Origin of the sequence: Caballeronia sp. LZ024 (assembly GCF_031451455.1) — a bacterium.
GTDB lineage: Bacteria > Pseudomonadota > Gammaproteobacteria > Burkholderiales > Burkholderiaceae > Caballeronia > Caballeronia telluris.
Genome location: NZ_JARUXL010000002.1, coordinates 1 through 19,850, shown reverse-complemented (window position 1 = coordinate 19,850; position 19,850 = coordinate 1). Strand labels below are relative to the sequence as shown.

Here is a 19,850-nt window from a genome sequence, read left to right as displayed (position 1 = left end):
GGCGCTCGCAGCGCGCCGACTGACTTGCCGATGGCACGCGTGCAGGTCGAAAAAGAAAACATCCGGAGACCCCTCATGAAATCCAGACTTTCCTGCCTCGCTGCATTACTGGCCTGTTCCGGCGCCGCTCACGCGCAAGGATCGGTGACGCTGTACGGTGTACTCGACGCCGGCCTGCTCTATCAGAGCACGTCCGCGGCTTCCTTCGCACCGAACGCCCCTAACACGGGCAAGATCTATCGCTACAAGGATGGCGGCATCTACGCCAGCTTCTGGGGCCTCAAGGGCAGCGAAGACCTCGGCGGCGGATACCGCGTCAACTTCAAGTTGCAGGGGACCTTCGACACCGGCAGCGGCAGGTTCGGCCTCTCCGACACGCCCGGTGTTCCCGCGCAATTCAACCAGTTCGCGACGATAGGTGTTTCCGGTCCGTTCGGCACGTTCAATGCGGGCCGCCAGATCGTACCGATGGTCTACGCGATGTTCGATACCGACGTGCGCGGAGCGCAGTACTTCGGCAGCATTCTCACCGCGTGGCTCGGCATGAACCAGGCAGCCGGCTGGCCCGGTAACAGCACGAACGGTCCGATCGGCGCGCTGTACGACAGCAACGCGCTCGTCTACGAATCGCCGAAGTTCTATGGCGCTTCGCTTGCGCTGGAATATGCCCCGGGCGGCGTCGCGGGCCAGTTCCAGGGCGGCACGCGCGAGTCCGCCGTGCTGAAGTATTCGAACTACGGCCTGAATCTGTCGGCGGTCTATTACAACGGCCACGACGCGAACCCGCTGCCCGGCATTGCGCCGTCGGGGCTCAACAACAACCGCTTCGTGTACCTCGGCGCGATGTACACGTTCCGCGACTTCTCCGTGTCCGGCTCGTACAGCCACGGCAAGAATCCGGCGAACACCGGCCGCGCTGACTACGATCTTTATTCGGCCGGCCTTGGTTATCGGTTCAATCCCGTGCTGAAAGTCACCTCGGGCTTCTACTACCTGAAGGACAAGAACAACTCGACGAATCATTCGAGCGAATTCGCGGTGGGCACGGAATACAGCCTGTCCAAGCGCACGCTCGCATATGCGCAGGTCGGCTATGTCGACAATCACGGCACGATGAACCAGACGATCGTGTATGGACAACCCGTGGCTCCGGGAGAGGGGACCACGGCTGCAATGATCGGCATACGCCACAACTTCTGAGCGTAGCCGCGCGGCCGTTGCGATCCGCAGATCCTATGAACAATAACCGGAGTCATCCATGAAGAGAATCAAGCCACGCAGTTCAGGTTGTGCAGCGTTGATCGTTTTGGCATCGGTCGGCGCCAGCCTTCAGGTCGGCGAAACGATGGCGGCCACAAGCGAGCCTTCGGTGGCGTCGAGTGCGGCGCCCGCGAGCAGCAGCCGCTCAGCCAATCGCGCGCTGCGCAAGCGCGTGTACGCCGCATTCGCCAAGGACAAAAGTATCGATGCAGGCGACATCGGCGTCAGCGCAACCGACGGAGCCGTCACGCTGACGGGCACCGTAGCGGACGCCGCGCAGATCGAAAAAGCGGGCGCGCTGGCGAGCAGCGCGGCCGGTGTGCAGTCCGTGAAGAACAAACTGACCGTCAGACGGCCGTTCGGGCAATAGTCCGCGCCGCTTCGCATCAAGGGAATCTAAGTCATGATCGAATCAACTCAAGCGGCGTATGCGTACCCGTTGCTCATCAAGCATCTTCTGCATACGCCGCTCGCGCATGCGCCCGATCAGGAGATCGTCTATCGCGGCGACACGCGCCTGACTTATCGCACGATGAGTGAGCGCATTGCGCGCCTCGCACACGGCCTCGGCCGTCACGGCGCGAAGATGGGCAGCACCGTCGCGGTGATGGACTGGGACAGCCATCGCTATCTCGAATGCTATTTCGCCGTTCCGATGATGGGCGCCGTGTTGCAGACGGTCAACGTGCGACTCTCGCCGGCGGAGATCGCCTACACGATCAACCATGCGGGCGCGCAGATCCTGCTCGTTCATACGGACTTCCTGCCCGTCGTCGAAGCGATCAGAGATCAGCTCGAAACGGTGCGCACCTTCATTCAAATCGACGACGAAGGCAGCGAAGCCGTCGCGCACCCGATCCCTTTCGCGGACGACTACGAGACCATGCTCGCGGCAAGCGAGCCCGTCTATGACTTCCCCGATTTCGATGAAAACACGCCCGCTACCACGTTCTATACGACGGGCACGACGGGTCTGCCGAAGGGCGTCTATTTCTCGCATCGTCAGCTCGTGCTGCACACCATCACGGGGATGGCGGCGCTGGCAAGTCCCGTATCGGGGCAGCGTTTTCACCGCGGTGACGTGTACATGCCGATCACGCCGATGTTCCACGTCCACGCGTGGGGCATGCCTTATATCGCCACCGTGCTCGGCGTAAAGCAGGTTTATCCGGGCCGTTATCTTCCGGATCGGCTCGTCGGGCTCGTGCGCGATGAAGGTGTGACGTTCTCGCATTGCGTCGGCACGATCCTGCACATGCTGCTCGACTGTCCCGAAGCGAAGACGGTCGATCTGAGCAAATGGAAAGTGGTCATCGGCGGAGGCGCGCTGCCTCATGGACTCGCGCGCGCCGCGCTCGATCGCGGCATCGATATCTTCGCGGGCTACGGGATGTCGGAGACCGGGCCTCTGCTGACGCTCGCGCAACTGCAACCCGGCAGTGAGGCACTCGACGCCGACGAGCAAGTGCGCCTGCGTTGCAAGACGGGCCTGCCGTTGCCGCTCGTCGATCTGCGCATCGCGGACGAGGAGGGCGCCGACGTCGCTCACGACGGCAAAGCGAGCGGTGAAGTCGTCGTGCGCGCGCCGTGGCTGACGCAGGGCTATCTGAAGAACCCCGAGGCATCGGACCAGCTTTGGGAAGGCGGCTATCTGCACACGCAGGACATCGCCAACATCGACGGGCAAGGATATCTGCAGATCGTCGATCGCATGAAGGACGTCATCAAGTCGGGCGGCGAATGGGTGTCGTCGCTTGCGATCGAAAGCCTGATCTCGATGCATCCGGGCGTGTCGGAAGCGGCGGTGATCGGCATCAGCGATGCGAAATGGGGCGAGCGGCCCGTGGCGCTCGTCGTGCTCAAGCCGGAGTTTGCACAGACAGTCTCGGAAGACGACATCCGGAATCACGTGCTTGCGTTCAGCAAGACGGGCCAGATTTCCAAGTACGCCGTGCCGCAGGTCGTGAAGATCGTCGAGCGACTCGAAAAGACGAGCGTCGGCAAGCTCAACAAGAAGCGGCTGCGCGAACAGTTCGCTTAAGGAAAGCGTCGAGAGGATGGGGCAAGGCAAGGCACGGCACCCGATGACGGTACGCCGTGCCGCCTCATTACTTGCTCGCAGGTTCTACGGATATCGCCAGTGCTTCCGTGTAGACGGCCTCCACCTGATCACCCTTCTTGATGCGGTTAAGACGTTCGGGATCTTCCACTTTGAGGTCCACCGTGTTGCCTTTGGGTCCCTTGAGCGTGACCGTCTTCGCCTTGTGATTCACGGCGACCACATCCGCCACGATCGTGACCTCCCGCCCGACCTTGCCGCCCGGCTTGGCGCCGGCAGCCGAGCGCTGCTCCGAACCCTGCTCGGTGTGCGACGCGGTCCCTTTCTCCTTCATGAGGCTGACCGTCAGGGACTCGCTATACGCGACGGTCACGACATCGCCCAACGCGATCTGGTCGAAGTTGCGCGCTTCCTCGGTGACTTCGAGTTCGACGACCTTGCCCTGGCGCGTCTTGAGCGTGACCGTGCGAGTGGCGCGGTCGATGCCCACCACTGTCGCGGTCATTTTGGTGAGGCCCGTGACGGTCGTCTGGTCCTGTCCCTTGGTGACTTCGACATCCGTCTGCGGCTGAGCCAGTGCAACCTGCGCGAGCAACGCAACGACGACAATCGCGAGTCCTTTCGTGGTCTTCATCCTGGTTCTCCCATGAAAAATGCATGTCGCCTTCATGCCGAAGGCGGGCGGTCCGTGCGTTGTCAGCGGGGCCTTGCCCCGGCCATTAAATTCGATCGACGCAATCAGGAACCCATCAGGAACGCTCATCCACACGCGTCCAGGACGAGTCCGGATCGAATTCGGTGAGAGGTGCCGGTGCCCGGCCACGATCCTTCTGATAGATGACTCCGTTGTTGTTGACGATGAACGTCATCACGCCGCTCGTGCCGTATTCGGCGGGAAAGGCGACCATCGCAAAGCCGGCAATCATTCTTCCGTTGATGACATAGTTGTACGCGCCTCCAGGCGCGCTCTTGCCCTGCCGGGTGAGAATGCGATAGTGATAGCCGTGATACGCATCGCCCGCCCGACGTTCCTTGAAATGCTCGGAGCTTGCCGCGATCAACGGCCCGAAGGGACTCGGCTCTTCGCCTTTGTCGGCATCGGCCGGCCAGTAGAGACCGTCCTGTCTGCCGGGCGAACTGCCGAGCTTCCTCGCGTATTCCAGCACGCCGTCGCCGTTACGATCGCGCGTGGCGTACTGCCTTTGCGCATCGAGATACGCGCGCATCACGACAATCGCTTCGCGCTCGTTCGCACCAATCCGGCGATTCACGATTTCCTGCTCGCCGAGTTCCGTTGCGAACCGCCAGGCGCCTTTCTCGCGAACGAGCGGTATCGGCAACGGCCATGCTTCGTCGCCGACGAGCAGCGTGCGACGGTCCGGCGCGGTTTCGTCCAGTGCATGAAACGCGTTGAGTTCCGCGAGGGCGTTCTCGCGCAGGACGCGGTTCTCGGCCGGGTCCGGCGATATGACGAGCCGCTTGTGCGCTTCGCCGAAGATCGCGACCAGCGCGGTTTCATCGTTCGCCTTGAGTGCCGCCGTCAGCGCGCTGACGGCGGCTTCGGGCGTCGGAAACGTTTCCTGACCGGCGGCGAGACTCAAGGGTGGCATGCAAAGGCCGAGTGCCAGCGCGATGCCGCCCAAGGTCCGGACGATCGCCGGCCAGCGAAGCAGACGCGCGCGTGTGCCGATCTTTCCGGATCCGTGCATGATGGTCTCCGTTTCGTTATCGGCGGCCAGCGCGACCTCCGCCCCCTCCGCCCCCACTGAAGCCTCGTCCGCCGCCGCCCGAATAGCTACCGCCGCGCCCGGCGCCGCCGCCAGCGGAAGCGCCGGCGCGTCCGCTGCCGCTCGTCCGGTCGACTGATGGACTGCGCGTGCTCGCCATCGACTCGCGGCTCGCCGCTCCGCGCGAACTGTTCGCCTGTGCATCGCGCCCCGAGCCGTAGCCGCTGAAGGCGTCGCCGCCGCGGCCTTGCGACGCCGCGTTGCTTCGGGGCGCCGAATCCTGCGTCGATGCGCGCGGCGTCGTCTGCCGGTTGCCTGCCGCGCCTGCGGTGCCTGCTCCGCTGCGGGTCGAGGTGTCGCCTACGCGCGGTGAATTGGCGCGCGCCGTGCTGCCGGATACCTGACCCGGCTTCTTCTCCGACTTCCACGTACTCGACTGCGCCGACTGCCGATTCGTGCGATTGGTGTTCGCCGCGTCGACATTGGTCCGGTTGACGTCGCCCCGGTTGACGCTCTGATCCCGGTTGATGTTGATCGTGTTGTTGCCGCCGCTGTAGTTGGCTTCGTAGCGACCGCCGCTCCATGCGGCGCCGATGGCCGCGCCCCAGATCAGGCCGGTTGCGAGCGCGGCGCCGGGTGCGTAGGGATAGTAGTAGACAGGATACGGCGCGGGCGCATAGCCGTAGACGGGATACGGGCTGCTGACGACCACGGTCGACGGGTTGTACTGCGGCACATAGATCACTTCAGGATTGGCCGGCACGATCTTGACGACTTCCTTTTCCACCACGACTACCTGCTTGTCGTCGGATTTCAGGTTGCCCGCCGATTGAGTCTGACGGCGAAAGCGCTGGATGGCCTGAAGCACGCCATTCTGGTCGGCTACCACGGCTTCACCGAGGGCCGCCGTCCAGTCGAGCTCGGCGCTCATCTTCTTGATGACCTCGGGGTAGTTCAGCAGCGCCTTGATCGGTTCCTGCCACGCATCGTTGACCGGGAGATTCTTGTCGCTCTTGCGGCGATCGAGAAACCGGTCCGCCTGCACGATTTCGAGCGGGTAAGTGGCGGAGGGCAGGATGATCGCGATCAGGTCGTCCGGGTAGAGGGCGATCGGTCCGACGAGCTTGTCGAGATCGGCAGCCGACATCGGCGCAGGCTCGCTGCCGCTTGCGGCCGGCGCCTGAGCGAGTGCGCTCCCCGCGGGAAACACGAAGCAGGACAGCAGAAGCACAATCAGGATGTTGCGCATGGCTATCACCGTTCGATGTCACGACCGAGTCACATTTCTCTGCTTCTGAGGTTCAGCCCATTCCGTGGTCGATCAGGCGAGGTCATTGAGGATGCGTCGCGCCCGGCGCCGCCTTGCGAAGAAGGTTTCGATTGCAACGTGTCCGGAGTCGAGCAAGGACGGAGCGATCTCGAAGCGGGCCGGGCGGAAGTCTTGTTCATCCATTCTAGGACATGCACACGCCCATAACAGCGCTGAACGATTATGTATTACCCGGGTATGATCGATTCGATCGCTAAAAGCTCACTGCAAATCCGAACGATACGCCGTGAACATTGTGGCCGAACACGTAGCGCACCATCGCACGCGTGCGCGTGATGATCACGGGATAGGTGCTGCTGTCGAGTTCCAGGCCGACACCCAGCGACGTGAGATCGTTGAAGCCGAGTGCGCCTGCGCTGTCGCCGAAATAATGGGAGTACGCCGTTTCCAGGACATAGCGCACGGGCTTGTCGAGTGCTCGCAGGCCCGTGGGCGCGCGCCAGCGCGCCCAGAGGCTGAACTGCTGTGCCGTCGCCGATCCCTGTACCGCTGCCGACGATGCGCCAAAGCTGCGCAGATAGATGTCGGTGGCCCGCAGTTCCACGTCGATTTCGTACTTCTCGCGATAGTGCTCGTAGTCGAGCACTAGCGAGCCGCCATAACCATAGGCGTCGAGCACGCCGTCCTGAAGGAACTCGAGGTTCGTGTCCTTGATCTGGTTGATGACCGTCTGGGCGATCCGCAGGTCGCTCGCCACCCGGCCGAGCGTGCCGTTGAGAATGGGCCGGAACTTGAGTTCTTCCGTGATCGCGAAGTCCCAGCCGATCCCGATGGTCGTGCTCGCGGTGTTCCATTTGGCGGGAAGCGGCCGTTGCTGGACGCCCTCGGTCGCGACGAAGGTCGGATCGTAGCGGCTGTAGGCGACCGTCCCTTCGAGATAAAGCGGAAAGGATCTGCTGATCGTAAAGCCGCCGCCCAGTTGCGTCTGACCGAAGCCCGGATTGCCCGTGGCGCCGTTATTGATCGACAGGGAACTGGTCGTCACGTCGGGCACGGTGGTGTACGTCATGATCGCGAGCACCGCGTCGGCGTGCTTCTTGACGTTGGTGCCGAGTATCAGCGGCGCCTGAGGCTGACCGCCGCTCGACTGGGCGTAGCAAGCGCCGCAGAGCAGGGCTTGGGCGAAAATCGCCGATACGAATGATAGCGCGTGCCTGGAGGTCGGACTCGAGTTCGACATGTTCGGCGTGCCTTGTGTTCGACCGGTGACGTCCGTTGTCTAACGATCAAGCCGGATGTATGTCAACGATTAATCCCTTCCGATCTTCCGTTCTTGTTTGCGTTCTTCTTTGCGGCGAAGGCACGGCCGAACGCTGCGCATAGCGGCGTCGTGCGTCCGCAGAATGTACATGAGCCGGATCGAAAGCTGCAAGCACCGGGTCTTTCTCTGCGCAGTGGACGCGCTAGCCGGTCATGCCCTTGCGTGCGTTCATGGCGCAGGCGAAGAGGCGCGCTACGATCCACCTATAATTCAGACGCAAGCTTGATGCGCACCTCGCGCACTCGAGCCCGGCTGCCAACGGCGGGGAGAGCTTCTCGTGAATGCCTTGATCCAGGAGCGCAATGTCGACGCGCGCGAGCCCGTTCTCGATACCGTCGACCGGGTTTCGGAGCTGTGTTTCGGACTCTTCATGGCGCTGACGTTCGTCGGCACCGTGTCGGCGACGACGACCGGCGAGGATGCCGGGCAGAAGATGCTCTACACGGCGCTCGGCTGCAATCTCGCCTGGGGACTCGCCGACGCGCTCATGTTCCTCGTCCGCACGCTGACCAACCGCGGCCGGCGGCTGACGCTCGCGCTCGCCATCCGGAGCGCGCCCGACGCGGCAGCGGGACGTCGCGTGTTGCGCGACTCCTTGCCGAAGTTCATGAGGTCGCTGGTCTCGGACGAGGACCTCGATTCGATCCGGCGCAATCTCGCGGCCACGACGAATTTGCCGGACCGCCCGCGTTTAGTGCGCGACGATTTCGTCGGGGCGCTGGCGATCTTCGTCATCATCGTGCTGTCGACGTTTCCGGTTGCTTTACCGTTCATTGTTTTCAGCGACGTACCGACTGCGTTGGTCGTTTCGCGCATCCTGACGCTCGTGATGCTTTTTTGCGGCGGGCTGGCGCTCGGTCGTCACGCCGGGTGGGGCGGATGGAAGGCCGGCCTTGGAATGGTGATCTTCGGCGTCCTCTTGACGATGGCGATCGTCGCGCTGGGCGGCTGAGCGATGTGCCTGCGAGGAGGTCATCGTGTTGCTCATGCCGGCGCCGGACACCTGTCATATCGTCGACGCGACCGTGCTTCAGGCCTTTCTCACGCGCGAGGCAGAGCGTCACCGAGTGCGTGACGGCTCCATGAGCACGCAATCCATTCATCTGGCGCTATCGATCGAGTCGATCTGGCTCTAACGAGCGATTTTTGCGCCGCCGATACTGTCTGCAGACTTGCCGGCACCCTGCCGAGCGGGCGAACAAAGTCTGGAGACGACAATGCTGAGATACCTGATCGGCCTGGGGCTGCCCTATGCCGGCGTGATCGGCTTCCTGCCCTGGATCGCCACGAAAGACGCCTACGTTCTCGGCGTTCCGCTGCTGTACGCCTGGATTTTCCTCTGGTTCGTGTTGACTTCGGGGTGCCTCTTCGTCTGCTGGCATTTCTTCGATCGTCACATACCCGATACCGATCCACGCAACGCCTGAGCCGGGAGTTCCTGCATGTCCACCCTTGTCTTTCTCGGATTCATCGCCTTTTCGCTCTATCTCGCCGTTCGTTCCGGCAAGGGACGCGGCGGCCAGAGCGTCCATGACTTCTTCGTCGCTTCGCGGCAGTTCGGCGCGGCGCTCGTGTTCTTCCTCGCGGCCGGCGAAATCTACAGCATCGGCACGATGGTCGGCTTTCCCGGCGGCATCTACGCGAAGGGGCCGACCTACGGCATCTGGTTCCTCGGCTACATCCTGCTGGCCTACCCCATCGGCTATTTTCTCGGACCCAAGATCTGGCAGGCCGGCAAGCGCTATAACGCAATCACGTTCGCCGATCTCTTCAAGGGCCACTATCGTCATCGTGGCGTCGAACTGGTGGTCGCGGTGTCGTCGATCCTGTTCCTGATTCCCTGGGGACAGTTGCAGTTCACCGGACTGGTCGCCGCCTTGCGCGGTCTCGGCTGGCACTTCGAGCCGTTGCATCTGATCCTGATCTCGGCCGCGCTGGCATTCACCTACATCGCGATCTCGGGCGTGCGGGCCTCGGCCTACATCGCCATCCTGAAGGACATCCTGATGGTGGTGGCGATCATGATCACGGGCGTCGCCGTGACGTGGGAATACGGCGTGCACGACGTATTTCACGCGGCGAGCCAGCACGTCAGCAACACGATGAATCCGGAGCAGCTCCACTTCTCGATGAGCACCATCGTGTTCCAGGCGCTTGGCTTCTACATGATGCCGTTCGCCGCGCAGAACTTCTTCACCGCGAAGAGCGCGAACACGATTCGCCGCACGCAGGTCGCGATGCCGCTCTACATGCTGATGTATCCGTTCCTCGTGGTGGCCTCGTACTATGCGATCAGCGCGAACCTGAAGCTCGCGACGCCCAACGACGCATTCTTCACCGCCGTGGTGAACCTGCTGCCGGGCTGGCTCGTCGGACTGGTCGCGGCCGGTGCGGCGCTGTCGGGCCTGCTGGTGCTCGCGGGAATCTGTCTTGCCATCGGTCCGATCGTCACGCGCAACCTGCTGCCGAACATGCCGGAAAGCCGCCAGAAGCGCGGCGCGAAAATGGTGATCGTGGTGTATCTGGTGGTGTCGATCATCACGACGCTGCTCACGCCCAACCTCATGCTCACGCTCATCAACACGACCTACTACGGCGTCACGCAGTTCCTGCCGGGTGTGCTCGTGATCCTGTTCGGACTGCGCGTGCGGCCGGCCGCCATCGCGCTCGGTATTGTCGTGGGACAGGTGCTCGCGATCATCCTCTACACGAAGGGCGTCGACTTCGGCGGCATCAATTTGGGCCTCGTTTGCCTCGGCGTCAATCTCGCGACGGTGGGCGTGTTCAATACCGTGATCCGGTCGCCGAGGCCCGTCCATCTTTCCTGAACGCATTGCTGTCATCAACGGGAGAACCATGTCCTCAGCACCAACCGCACGCCAGGCCGCGACGACCGTCTTCGTTGCACGACGCATCCTGACGATGAACCCCGCGCAGCCGCGCGCGACGCACGTGGCGGTGCGCGACGGCCGTATCCTGGCCGTCGGCAATGCGGAAGACGTGCAGCAGTGGGGCGACTGCGCGATCGACCAAACCCTTCGCGACAAGGTGCTGATGCCGGGGCTCGTCGAAGGCCACTGTCATCTGATGGAAGGCGCGATGTGGGATGCCGCTTACGTCGGCTATTACGACCGGCGCGGTCCGGACGGTACGCTGTGGCGCGGACTGACGTCGATGGAATCCGTTCTCGACCGCCTGCGCGAAGCCGAGCGTCGCATGGACGACGATGAAGCGCCGCTTCTCGCATGGGGCTTCGACCCGATCCTGTTCGGCACGCAACGCCTGACGGTGCGCGAACTGGACTCGGTTTCGGCGACGCGTCCGATCGCCGTGCTGCATGCGAGCGTGCATCTGATGAACGTGAACAGCGCGATGCTGCGCCTGGCTGGCATCGACGAGGACACGGACATCGACGGCATCGTGCTCGACGAAAGCGGCCAGCCGACGGGCGAGTTGCAGGAGTTCGCGGCGATGTTCCCGGTGTATCAGGTGATTGGCGGGAAGCTGTCGATTGCGGCGAGCGAGAAGCCGGACGCGATCTGGAACTTCGGGCGCGTGGCGCAACTCGCGGGCGTCACGACGGCTACCGATCTGGTCAACGATCTGTCGCCGCTCGGCAACGAGACGCTGCACACGGTGACGGGCGACCCGGACTATCCGGTGCGCATCGTGCCGGCGCTAGCGCCGCAGCGCAGCCCGTCGACGGGACCGGAAGCGCTACGCGCAGCGATGTCAGCGAATACGGACAAGCTGCGTTTCGGCCCGGTGAAGTTCATCGTCGATGGTTCCATTCAGGGCTTCACCGCGCGCGTGAAGTGGCCCGGCTATTTCGGCGGGCAGCCGAACGGTCTGTGGCTGATCGCGCCGGAGCAGCTCGCCGGCGTGCTGGCGCCGTTCCACAAGGCCGGTTTGCAACTTCACATCCACACGAACGGCGACGAAGCGACCGAGGTCACACTCGACGCACTGGAGAAACTGCTGGCCGAGACACCGCGTCCCGACCATCGCCATACGCTGCAGCACTGCCAGATGGCCGACGCCGCGCAACTGCGGCGCATTCGCGCGCTCGGACTGTGCGTGAACTTCTTTTCGAACCACATTTACTACTGGGGCGACGCCCACTACATGCAGACGATGGGCCCCGACCGCGCGAATCGCATGGACGCGGCCGGATCGGCGCTGCGGCTCGGCATTCCGTTCGCGTTCCATTCCGACGCGCCGATCACGCAACTGAGCCCGCTCTTCACGGCGTGGTGCGCGGTGCGCCGCCGCACGGCTTCGGGACGCCTTTTGGGCGCGGAAGAATGCGTCCCCGTCGACGACGCGCTGCGCGCCATCACGCTCGGCGCCGCCTATACGCTGAAAATGGACGATGTCGTCGGCAGCATCGAAGTGGGCAAGTTCGCCGACTTCGCCGTCCTCGACGAGGACCCGTCCGAATGCGCGCCGGAGCGGCTGAAGGATGTGCGCGTCTGGGGCACGGTGCTCGGCGGGCGGGTCTTCCAGGCGCCGGCGTAATGTCGATCGCAACGAGCGCGCCGCTTGCGCCGATCGAACTGGTCGTGCTCGGCGGCTATCTCGGCGCCGGCAAGACCACCGTGCTGAACGCGCTCCTGACGCAGCCGCACGGACGTCGCGTGGCCGTGATGGTCAACGATTTCGGCGAGGTCAACGTCGACGCGCGGCTCGTGCGTTCGCAAAGCGAGGACCTGATCGAGCTTCAGAACGGCTGCATCTGCTGCTCCATCGGGGGCGCGCTGGTGGACGCGTTGCGCCGCGTCGCCGCGAGGTCGCCGCGGCCGGATCTGCTGCTGATCGAAGCGAGCGGCGTCTCCGATCCGCGTCGCATTGCGCAGATCGGCCTGGTCGGGCGGGATTTCCGCCTGCACGGAATCGTCGTGATGGCCGATGCCAGCGGGCTCGATGCCACGCTGGCGAATCCGCTCGTCGGCGAGATGGCGCGCGAGCAGATCGCGGCCGCGACGGTCGTGGCGGTCACGAAGCTCGACTTGCTGCCCGAGACCGCGCACGCGCCGGTCTTTGCGACGATCGCGTCGATCGCGCGCACCCGGCTGATCGTGGCCGCCGATCACGGCGCGGTGGCGCCGGAACTGATCTTCGGAACGGCCGCGACGCCCGATCGCGCTGACGATCGGCCGCTGCGGACGTCGCCGATACCGCGCCGGCTCGAACTTCGCAGCCTCTCCGTGCGGCTGGACGGCCCGGTGCGCAAGGCCGCGCTCAAAACTTTCCTCAAGTCCTTGCCCGGCACCGTGCTGCGCGCGAAGGGGATCGTCCGGCTGGACGACGACGGCGGTCTCTACGTTTGTCACGCCGTCGGGGGACGCGTGGCGCTGTCGCGAATCGCAGACGAACACGCGGTGAACGACCGCGTGCTGGTCCTGATCGGCAGCTTCGATGCGCACGCGGAGCAGGCGCTCGCCGACGCCGCCCGCGCGATGGCGCGGCAGGAAGCCGAACGCTGATCGACGTAACGCCTTCGTGATGCGCGCTCGCGCGTCACTGTGCTCGGTTCCTCGCCCGCTGGAACGGCTATCGGAGCAGCGAGCGAAAAATCCCTCTTCCAATTGATGCCAGAAAGCGATGCCTTCCCGGGATCGCATGTCTGCGCGCGCGTTTTCCGAACTGGAAAGCAAGCACGACGGTGTTCATAAACCGTTTCATGTTTGCCGAGTTGGTTTAAGAAGTGTCTGACTGAAAGGTCGATGTTGGCTGGATACAATTTTTTACATCCTAATCCAGCAACGACTACTGATGACCGCCAACAAACGCCCCGCAAACCAAGTCAATATTTCCGAACTCACGGCCAATGTCACCCACGCGCAGTTGTCGCGCCGCAAATTTCTTTCGTATTTGATCGCCGGAGCGAGCGGCGCGGCGCTGGTCGCCTGCGGCGGCGGGGGCGGAACGGAGGGCACGGATGCCCAGCTAAAGGGCGTCGACAAGGCAACGGCCGGCGCCTCGCCGGATGGAACGACGATTCCATCGGGCACGTCGATCACCGACAGTTCGGGCAACACGTGGACGCTGGTCAGCAATCGCGTCACGAAAAACGGCACGTCGGTCGCGACCGGCTCGCCCAAGCCGCTGACGCTGATCCTCTGGTACGGCGGCGTCATCTACGCACAGAACGCCGACGGCACCTGGTTCCAGAGCGGCACTACGTGGACGTCCATCGGCACGACCGATCCGCGCACCAAAGGGAGCGCCGCCGCGTCGGCGCTCTTCTATGGCATGAACGGCCACATGGCCTACAACAGCGGCATCTACAAGACGACCACGCCGGCCGCGCAACTCGCGTTGCTCAAGGATCTCGGCGCCAAGATCTATCGCTGCGACGTCGCGAGCGGCGGCATGTCGCAAGTGCTGGCCGACGCGCTGAACGGTCCGTTCGCGGGCAGCGGCGTTCAGATCATGCCGGTGCTCAACCCGAAATCCGCTGGCTGGGATGTCGCGAGTTCGGAATCGGCGGCTTACACGCTCGGCTATAACCTCGCCGTCAACTGCACGAAGCCGCTGAAGGGCCTCGTGAAATACATCGAATGCGGCAACGAATGCGACGTCCCGCTAAAGATCGGCGGCAACGGCGCCTCGTGTGCGGACTGGAATCCGGCTTACTGGCCGTCGTTCCGCGGCGTGATCCGCGGCATGATCGACGGCGTGAAGGCAGTCGATCCGGCGATCCAGGTCGGCGTGGACGTCGGTATTCCGATGGCCTATCGCGCGCTGCAGATGTTGTGGAACGGCATCTCGCCGAACGGTACGCCGAACGGCGTCGGCGGCGCGGCGCTCGTGCGCTGGGACATCACGATGTATCACTGGTACAAGAGTTCCTACGACATCCAGTACGCAGGCGGCTCGGCGTCGGTCGACATTCTGCAGGTGCTGAAGGATTCGTTCGGCAAGCCGATCTGGCTGACGGAGTTCGGCTGGTCCGGCTCGCAGGACACGCCCGATTCGGCGGCCGCCTACGTGACGAAGGCAATGACGCAGTACAAGTCGGTCAAGGACAAGTACAACCTCCAGTGCATCATGATGTACTGCCTGATCGACGCGAACTACGGCCTCATCAAGGCGGACGGCGTGACGAAGACTCCGGCCTACGCGGCCTACAAGAACTTCGTCGCGGCCAATCCGGTTTAAGCGTCGAAAGCGCGTTCCTAAGGCAACCGGAACGCGCTTTCTCTGAACCCGACCCGGCGCAATGCCGGGTCGAAGCTACACCGCGAGCGCCGCGCGCCCCTCGCGCGGCGTCATGCGGGCAAAGAACACCACCGCGGCGGCCACCACCGACATCACCGCAAGCCCCGTGAGCCCGCCCTGGATCGACCCGGTCTTCTGTTCGAGAAAGCCGAAGGTCGCGGGCGCCACGAAGCCGCCCAGATTGCCGATTGAATTGATCAGGGCGAGCACCGCGGCCGAGATCCGCGCATCGAGGTAGCCCTGCGGAATCGGCCAGAACAGCGATGACGCGGCCTTGAAGCCGGTCGCGGCGAAGCAGATCGCGACGAACGAGAACAGCGGGCTGCCCTGGCCGGCCGCATACATGCCGGCCGCGGCGATCAGCAGCACGCACGCGACCCAGGCCTGCTGGAACTTGAAGCGCGCCGCGAGCATCGCGAAGAAATACATCGCCGCGATCGAGATCAGCCACGGGATCGAATTGAAGAGGCCGACCTGGAAATCGTTGAAATGCCCCATCTTGCGGATGATGCTGGGCAGCCAGAAGGTCGCGCCGTAGATCGTCAGCGAGACCGAGAAATAGATCAGGCAGAAGATCAAAATCTGCGGATCGCGCAAGAGACTCCAGACCGACGGCTTGACGGCATGCACGGCATCGCGAACGCGCTGCTCTTCCTCGATTTCGGCGACGACCGCGTCCTGCTCTGCGCGGGTCAGCCATTTGGCGTCGCGCGGCTTCGAGTCCAGCCAGAACCAGACGAAGCCAGCCAGCACCACCGAGGCCATGCCTTCGATCACGAACATCCACTGCCAGCCGTGCAGGCCGCCGCCGCTGATCAGCATCAGTGCGCCGGAGATCGGCCCGGAGAGCACCGAGGCGAGCGCCGAGCCGCTGAGAAAGATCGCCATCGCCTTGCCTCGCTCGTCGCGCGGCAGCCACTTGGTGAAGTAGAAGAGCACGCCGGGAAAGAAGCCGGCTTCCGCCGCGCCGAGCACGAGGCGCATCGCGTAGAACGACATCTCGCCCCGCACGAACGCCATGCCGACGGCGGCCAGACCCCACGTGATCATGATCCGCGTGAGCCACGCCTTCGCGCCGAAACGCTGCAGCAGCATGTTCGACGGCACTTCGAAGATCGCGTAGCTGACGAAGAAGAGTCCCGCGCCGAGTCCATAGGCCGCGGCGCCGATTCCCAGATCGGCGCTCAGGTGCTGGCGCACGAAACCGATGTTCACGCGGTCGATGTAGTTGACGATGAACATCACGACGAAAAGCGGCAGCACGTGCCACTTGATCTTGCTGACGGCGCTCGCCAGCGCGTCGGCTCGCTCCGGATGGGCGGGGGCCGGGGTGGTTCTGCTCATGGGTTGTCTCCGTAATGGGCAATGCGTATCGCGTGTCGAGCGTCTGCGCGGATCAGAAGCGCGGGTTCTTGCCGCTGAAGTCCGGGTCGTACTTTCGCATCTGCTTCAGGTCGTCGCGATTGCGCACGCCGCACGAGAGATACTGCGCATGCAGTTCAGCCAGCCGGTCGCGATCGAGCTCGACGCCGAGACCGGGCGTGGTCGGCACGCGCACCGCGCCGTTGTCGAAGCTCACGCGGCCGCCCTTGATGACTTCCTCTTCCTGCCAGGGGTAATGCGTGTCGCACGCATACGTGAGGTTCGGCACGCTCGCCGCGACGTGCGTCATTGCCATCAGGCTGATGCCAAGGTGCGAGTTGGAATGCATCGACATGCCGAAGCCCCAGAGCTTTGCCATGCGCGCGAGCGTCTGCGTCGCGCGCAGGCCGCCCCAGTAGTGATGATCGGAAAGCAGCACCTTGATCGAGCCCATGTTGCAGCCGCGGCGGAAATCGTCCATTGTCGTGATGACCATGTTGGTCGCGAGCGGCAGCTTCGTGTGCTTCTGCAGTTCGGCCATGCCTTCGAGTCCGGGGCACGGGTCCTCGTAATACTCGAGGATTTCGTCGAGTTCGGGCGCGGCGTTGATGCTCGTTTCGAGCGTCCAGTTGGCGTTCGGATCGAGGCGCAGCGGCATGCCGGGGAACGCCTTCGCGAGCGCCTGCATGCAGGCGATTTCATGTGCCGGCTCGAACACGCCGCCCTTGAGCTTGATGCTCTGAAAACCGTACAGGTCGATCATGCGCCGCGCCTGCGCGACGATCTGCTCCGGGCTCAGGCCTTCGCCCCAGGCATCGGGCGCATAGGGTTTCTCGATGTGCTCCGCGTACTTAAAGAAGAGGTAGGCGCTATAAGGCACGGCGTCGCGTACCTTGCCGCCGAGCAAGTCGACGATCGGTGCGCCGACGATCTGCCCCTGCAAGTCGAGCATCGCGACTTCGAGCGTGCTGATGACCTTCGGCGCGTTCTTCGCGGCATGCGAGCCGGGCGCGAGTTCGAATTCGACCGCGCCGGGACTCGCCTTGATCGTCGCGCGCACGCGTTCTTCCATGCGGTTGAGGTCAAACGGCGAGAGGCCGATCACCAGCGCCTTCGCCTCTTCGAGCACGCGCAGCATCGGTTCGTCGCCATAGGTCTCGGAGATGCCGACGCGGCCATCGCTCGTCTCCAGTTCGACAATCGCGCGCAACGCCCACGGTTCGTGGATGCCAGCAGCGTTAAGAAGCGGACCATCGCGGAAGGCGATCGGCGTAAGGCGCATTTGCGTGACGGTGATGTCGCGAGTCATGGTGGCAATCCGGAAAAGAAGGAATGAAGCAGACAGACTCATAGTAAAGCACTAATATATTAGTGTGTTACTGGGGAAAATACTCACGTCCGTTCTGCCCCAAAATGCCGCGCAGCCGCTTGGGGCGGGGCTGGCGTCGGCTATAGTATTAGTATCTCAGTGATGCGGTGCCGCCGGAACCGGCCTCCACCAACGCTTTTGCTCTCCCCATGAAAACCAACGCTTCCCCGTCGACGGCGACCCGGCTCGACCGGTCCCGCCATGCCGCGCCGCAGGTATTCGAACGACTGCGCGCGATGATCCTGTCGCTCGAACTGGCGCCGGGGACGGTGCTGTCGCGCGCCGAACTGGCGATGCAATACGGACTGAGCCAGACGCCGGTGCGCGACGCATTGATGAAACTCGGCGAAGAGGGTCTCGTCGATATTTTTCCGCAGCACGCCACGGTCGTCAGCCAGATCAACGTGACGTCTGCGTTGCAGGCGCACTTTCTGCGCCGGTCGATTGAACTGGAAGTCGTCCGCACGCTGGCTGAACAGCGCGACGCCGCGTTGATCGCCCGGCTACGCGCGACGATCGCAAAGCAGTCGGAACTACGCGACCTGAAGAACTACGAGCAGTTCTCGCTGCTCGATCAGGCTTTTCATCGGCAGATGTACGAGGCGGCGGGCGTGCCGCAACTCTGGGATCTGGTGCGCAGGCTGAGCGGCCATATCGACCGGTTGCGTCGCCTGCACCTGCCGGTGGAAGGCAAGACGATGGCCGTGGTGCGCGATCACACCGAGATCGTCGATGCGATCGAAAAGGGCGGAGCGGAAGCCGCGCAGGCCGCGTTGCGCAAGCATCTTTCGGGAACGCTCAACCAGGTTGATCAGATCCGCACCAGTCATCCCAACTTTTTGACGGACGATTGACCCGACGCTATCGCGGCGTGGCCGCCGGCCTCGTCGCTGCATCGACGGCGCCAATTTTCTTCGCGGTCAAACCGTATCGTATTCAGCGGGCTCGCGGCACAGCACGTCTTCGGCTCAGGGTTGCACGGTGCTGGTCGTAGAGGGGAAGGCTTCCTCGGTCGTCGCGGGATGAGCGTCAACGGCTCACTGCCGGGATCAAGTCCGCTTCGCTGAGACGTGGCTAGCGATCGACACAAAGTTGGCTGTCTTGGCCGTGGCACCGTCTTCGCGCGTAGCAAGTGCGAGACGAATCGAAACATTCGCGCCTTGTATGTCGACGTATCCGACGCCTTCGACCTGAATCTGGCAAACCGATGCAGGCACCAGCGAGACGCCGAACTCGGCAGCAACCAGGTTGACCACGGACGACAACTGGGGCGCCTGCTGACCGATAACGGGTTCGAAACCGGCATCCCGGCATGCGCCGATGATCACGTCGTGCAGCGTGGGACTCGCCTCACGCGGCAGCAGGACAAAAGGTTCGTCCGCGAGCGCGGATAGCGGCGCCTTCTTCTTGCCCGCCAGTCGATGACTCGCCGGTAATACGATCTTCATCGGCTCCGTGGCGATGTGATGAAACGAAACGCCAGCCGGTGACTGACTTCCCAAACGGACGAACGCGACGTCCAGGCGCTTGTCGTTGAGATAGCCGAGCAGTTGCGCCGTATTCCCCTCGACCAGACTGAGGCTGACGCTCGGGAACGACTGCCTGAACTCGCGAATCAGCTTCGACACGACCGGGTTGAATGCGGCGGATCCGGTGAAGCCGATATTCAATTGCCCGACCTCGCCGCGGCCCGCGCTCTGCGCCTTCTCGATCGCACTGCGCGCATCGCTCATTAGACGCTTCGCGTCGATCGCGAACGCTTCGCCGGCCTCCGTCAACACCACGCCGTGACCCGTGCGACGAAACAGGCGAACGCCGATTTCGCTCTCCAGCGCATGAATTTGCTGGCTGAGCGGGGGCTGTCCGATGCCGAGCCTCTCGGCGGCGCGCGTCACATTGCGCTCTTCCGCGACGGCCAGAAAATATCGAATATGCCGGAGTTCCATGCGATATATATAGAATCAATATCAGATAGACGAGATAGATATTGGACAGTATATCAACGCTGCGACAAAATGCTGCTATCGCGCAATGCGCGGGCAAAAGAACTCATCCCCGAATACATCGCCTGCTGCTCTTAGGACAGGCGGGACGAGTGGCGCCCGTTGCCGTGTGTCCGCGGCGTGCGATCGTCAATCAGATAGAAGGATGGGATGAGTCATGGCTGAAGCCGTAAAAAAACCAAGGCCCGAATTCCGTAACATCGGGATCGGTCAAATCGCGAAGTATCGCTTGCCGCTAGCAGGGAAGGTCTCGAT

General features: G+C 63.3%; 18 protein-coding genes and 1 pseudogene. 12 read left to right on the top strand and 7 right to left on the bottom strand.

Annotation, left to right across the window (positions count from 1 at the left end; all coding sequences use genetic code 11):
• Nucleotides 1–75: 75 nt before the first annotated feature.
• From QCE48_RS15485 to QCE48_RS15475, 3 genes are read left to right on the top strand one after another with little or no spacing between them, the layout of a single operon-like run.
• Entirely contained in the window at nucleotides 76–1,200 is a 1,125-nt protein-coding gene (locus QCE48_RS15485) for a porin (RefSeq protein WP_309784909.1), read from the top strand.
• A 58-nt stretch (nucleotides 1,201–1,258) separates the two neighbouring features.
• The gene (locus tag QCE48_RS15480) at nucleotides 1,259–1,630 is read left to right on the top strand and encodes a BON domain-containing protein (protein WP_309784908.1); all 372 of its coding nucleotides are present in this window, start codon (nucleotides 1,259–1,261) and stop codon (nucleotides 1,628–1,630) included.
• A gap of 33 nt (nucleotides 1,631–1,663) precedes the next feature.
• The gene (locus QCE48_RS15475) at nucleotides 1,664–3,301 is read left to right on the top strand and encodes a fatty acid--CoA ligase (RefSeq protein ID WP_309784907.1); all 1,638 of its coding nucleotides are present in this window, start codon (nucleotides 1,664–1,666) and stop codon (nucleotides 3,299–3,301) included.
• Between the two features lie 67 nt (nucleotides 3,302–3,368).
• Here QCE48_RS15475 and QCE48_RS15470 read toward each other — a convergent pair whose 3' ends face one another.
• From QCE48_RS15470 to QCE48_RS15455, 4 genes are all read right to left on the bottom strand, one after another.
• Entirely contained in the window at nucleotides 3,369–3,953 is a 585-nt protein-coding gene (locus tag QCE48_RS15470) for a hypothetical protein (protein ID WP_116566989.1), read from the bottom strand.
• A gap of 115 nt (nucleotides 3,954–4,068) precedes the next feature.
• The gene (locus QCE48_RS15465; RefSeq protein ID WP_309784906.1) at nucleotides 4,069–5,028 is read right to left on the bottom strand and encodes a DUF2950 domain-containing protein; all 960 of its coding nucleotides are present in this window, start codon (nucleotides 5,026–5,028) and stop codon (nucleotides 4,069–4,071) included.
• A gap of 16 nt (nucleotides 5,029–5,044) precedes the next feature.
• On the bottom strand, nucleotides 5,045–6,295 hold the full coding sequence (locus tag QCE48_RS15460; protein WP_309784904.1) for a DUF3300 domain-containing protein: 1,251 nt from the start codon (nucleotides 6,293–6,295) through the stop codon (nucleotides 5,045–5,047).
• A gap of 274 nt (nucleotides 6,296–6,569) precedes the next feature.
• A complete protein-coding gene (locus tag QCE48_RS15455; RefSeq protein ID WP_309784903.1) occupies nucleotides 6,570–7,556 on the bottom strand; it encodes a hypothetical protein in 987 nt (328 codons plus the stop codon).
• Nucleotides 7,557–7,914: 358 nt separating this feature from the next.
• On the opposite strand from QCE48_RS15455, the gene QCE48_RS15450 reads away from it, so the two are divergent.
• The 7 genes from QCE48_RS15450 to QCE48_RS15420 all read left to right on the top strand — a co-directional run bounded on the left by QCE48_RS15450 (nucleotide 7,915) and on the right by QCE48_RS15420 (nucleotide 14,801).
• Nucleotides 7,915–8,589, top strand: coding sequence for a VIT1/CCC1 transporter family protein (locus QCE48_RS15450; protein WP_309784902.1), 675 nt, complete (start codon nucleotides 7,915–7,917; stop codon nucleotides 8,587–8,589).
• 25 nt (nucleotides 8,590–8,614) lie between these two features.
• A complete protein-coding gene (locus tag QCE48_RS15445; protein WP_309784901.1) occupies nucleotides 8,615–8,773 on the top strand; it encodes a hypothetical protein in 159 nt (52 codons plus the stop codon).
• 81 nt (nucleotides 8,774–8,854) lie between these two features.
• Entirely contained in the window at nucleotides 8,855–9,064 is a 210-nt protein-coding gene (locus QCE48_RS15440; RefSeq protein ID WP_309784900.1) for a DUF3311 domain-containing protein, read from the top strand.
• 15 nt (nucleotides 9,065–9,079) lie between these two features.
• Nucleotides 9,080–10,465: a sodium:solute symporter family protein gene (locus QCE48_RS15435; RefSeq protein WP_309784899.1), complete on the top strand. Its 1,386-nt coding sequence runs from the start codon at nucleotides 9,080–9,082 to the stop codon at nucleotides 10,463–10,465.
• Between the two features lie 28 nt (nucleotides 10,466–10,493).
• Complete coding sequence (locus tag QCE48_RS15430; RefSeq protein WP_309784898.1) at nucleotides 10,494–12,155, top strand: amidohydrolase; 1,662 nt, start codon at nucleotides 10,494–10,496, stop codon at nucleotides 12,153–12,155.
• The gene (locus tag QCE48_RS15425; RefSeq protein WP_309784897.1) at nucleotides 12,155–13,123 is read left to right on the top strand and encodes a GTP-binding protein; all 969 of its coding nucleotides are present in this window, start codon (nucleotides 12,155–12,157) and stop codon (nucleotides 13,121–13,123) included. The genes QCE48_RS15430 and QCE48_RS15425 overlap by 1 nt, the downstream gene beginning before the upstream one ends.
• A gap of 289 nt (nucleotides 13,124–13,412) precedes the next feature.
• Nucleotides 13,413–14,801, top strand: coding sequence for a glycosyl hydrolase (locus tag QCE48_RS15420; RefSeq protein ID WP_309784896.1), 1,389 nt, complete (start codon nucleotides 13,413–13,415; stop codon nucleotides 14,799–14,801).
• Nucleotides 14,802–14,876: 75 nt separating this feature from the next.
• On the opposite strand, the gene QCE48_RS15415 is transcribed toward QCE48_RS15420, so the two are convergent.
• Both QCE48_RS15415 and QCE48_RS15410 read right to left on the bottom strand, forming a co-directional pair.
• Nucleotides 14,877–16,205, bottom strand: a complete 1,329-nt coding sequence (locus tag QCE48_RS15415; RefSeq protein ID WP_309784895.1) for an MFS transporter — start codon at nucleotides 16,203–16,205, stop codon at nucleotides 14,877–14,879.
• A gap of 52 nt (nucleotides 16,206–16,257) precedes the next feature.
• Nucleotides 16,258–17,532, bottom strand: a complete 1,275-nt coding sequence (locus tag QCE48_RS15410; RefSeq protein ID WP_309784894.1) for a glucarate dehydratase family protein — start codon at nucleotides 17,530–17,532, stop codon at nucleotides 16,258–16,260.
• A gap of 209 nt (nucleotides 17,533–17,741) precedes the next feature.
• Here QCE48_RS15410 and QCE48_RS15405 point away from each other — a divergent pair, with 209 nt between their 5' ends.
• Nucleotides 17,742–18,446: a GntR family transcriptional regulator gene (locus QCE48_RS15405; RefSeq protein WP_309784893.1), complete on the top strand. Its 705-nt coding sequence runs from the start codon at nucleotides 17,742–17,744 to the stop codon at nucleotides 18,444–18,446.
• Between the two features lie 195 nt (nucleotides 18,447–18,641).
• Here the strand turns inward: QCE48_RS15405 and QCE48_RS15400 are convergent, their stop codons facing one another.
• The gene (locus QCE48_RS15400) at nucleotides 18,642–19,538 is read right to left on the bottom strand and encodes a LysR family transcriptional regulator (RefSeq protein ID WP_309784892.1); all 897 of its coding nucleotides are present in this window, start codon (nucleotides 19,536–19,538) and stop codon (nucleotides 18,642–18,644) included.
• Nucleotides 19,539–19,752: 214 nt separating this feature from the next.
• Here QCE48_RS15400 and QCE48_RS15395 point away from each other — a divergent pair.
• A pseudogene (locus QCE48_RS15395) lies at nucleotides 19,753–19,850 on the top strand (succinate dehydrogenase, cytochrome b556 subunit); the annotation flags it as partial.

Excerpts from the sequence above, each read along its gene's own strand:
- QCE48_RS15435 (WP_309784899.1), top strand. The coding sequence starts at position 9,080 with ATGTCCACCCTTGTCTTTCTCGGATTCATCGCCTTTTCGCTCTATCTC.
- QCE48_RS15455 (WP_309784903.1), bottom strand. The coding sequence starts at position 7,556 with ATGTCGAACTCGAGTCCGACCTCCAGGCACGCGCTATCATTCGTATCG.
- QCE48_RS15475 (WP_309784907.1), top strand. The coding sequence starts at position 1,664 with ATGATCGAATCAACTCAAGCGGCGTATGCGTACCCGTTGCTCATCAAG.
- QCE48_RS15400 (WP_309784892.1), bottom strand. The coding sequence starts at position 19,538 with ATGGAACTCCGGCATATTCGATATTTTCTGGCCGTCGCGGAAGAGCGC.
- QCE48_RS15465 (WP_309784906.1), bottom strand. The coding sequence starts at position 5,028 with ATGCACGGATCCGGAAAGATCGGCACACGCGCGCGTCTGCTTCGCTGG.
- QCE48_RS15420 (WP_309784896.1), top strand. The coding sequence starts at position 13,413 with ATGACCGCCAACAAACGCCCCGCAAACCAAGTCAATATTTCCGAACTC.
- QCE48_RS15430 (WP_309784898.1), top strand. The coding sequence starts at position 10,494 with ATGTCCTCAGCACCAACCGCACGCCAGGCCGCGACGACCGTCTTCGTT.
- QCE48_RS15440 (WP_309784900.1), top strand. The coding sequence starts at position 8,855 with ATGCTGAGATACCTGATCGGCCTGGGGCTGCCCTATGCCGGCGTGATC.
- QCE48_RS15485 (WP_309784909.1), top strand. The coding sequence starts at position 76 with ATGAAATCCAGACTTTCCTGCCTCGCTGCATTACTGGCCTGTTCCGGC.
- QCE48_RS15425 (WP_309784897.1), top strand. The coding sequence starts at position 12,155 with ATGTCGATCGCAACGAGCGCGCCGCTTGCGCCGATCGAACTGGTCGTG.
- QCE48_RS15410 (WP_309784894.1), bottom strand. The coding sequence starts at position 17,532 with ATGACTCGCGACATCACCGTCACGCAAATGCGCCTTACGCCGATCGCC.
- QCE48_RS15470 (WP_116566989.1), bottom strand. The coding sequence starts at position 3,953 with ATGAAGACCACGAAAGGACTCGCGATTGTCGTCGTTGCGTTGCTCGCG.
- QCE48_RS15460 (WP_309784904.1), bottom strand. The coding sequence starts at position 6,295 with ATGCGCAACATCCTGATTGTGCTTCTGCTGTCCTGCTTCGTGTTTCCC.
- QCE48_RS15480 (WP_309784908.1), top strand. The coding sequence starts at position 1,259 with ATGAAGAGAATCAAGCCACGCAGTTCAGGTTGTGCAGCGTTGATCGTT.
- QCE48_RS15405 (WP_309784893.1), top strand. The coding sequence starts at position 17,742 with ATGAAAACCAACGCTTCCCCGTCGACGGCGACCCGGCTCGACCGGTCC.
- QCE48_RS15415 (WP_309784895.1), bottom strand. The coding sequence starts at position 16,205 with ATGAGCAGAACCACCCCGGCCCCCGCCCATCCGGAGCGAGCCGACGCG.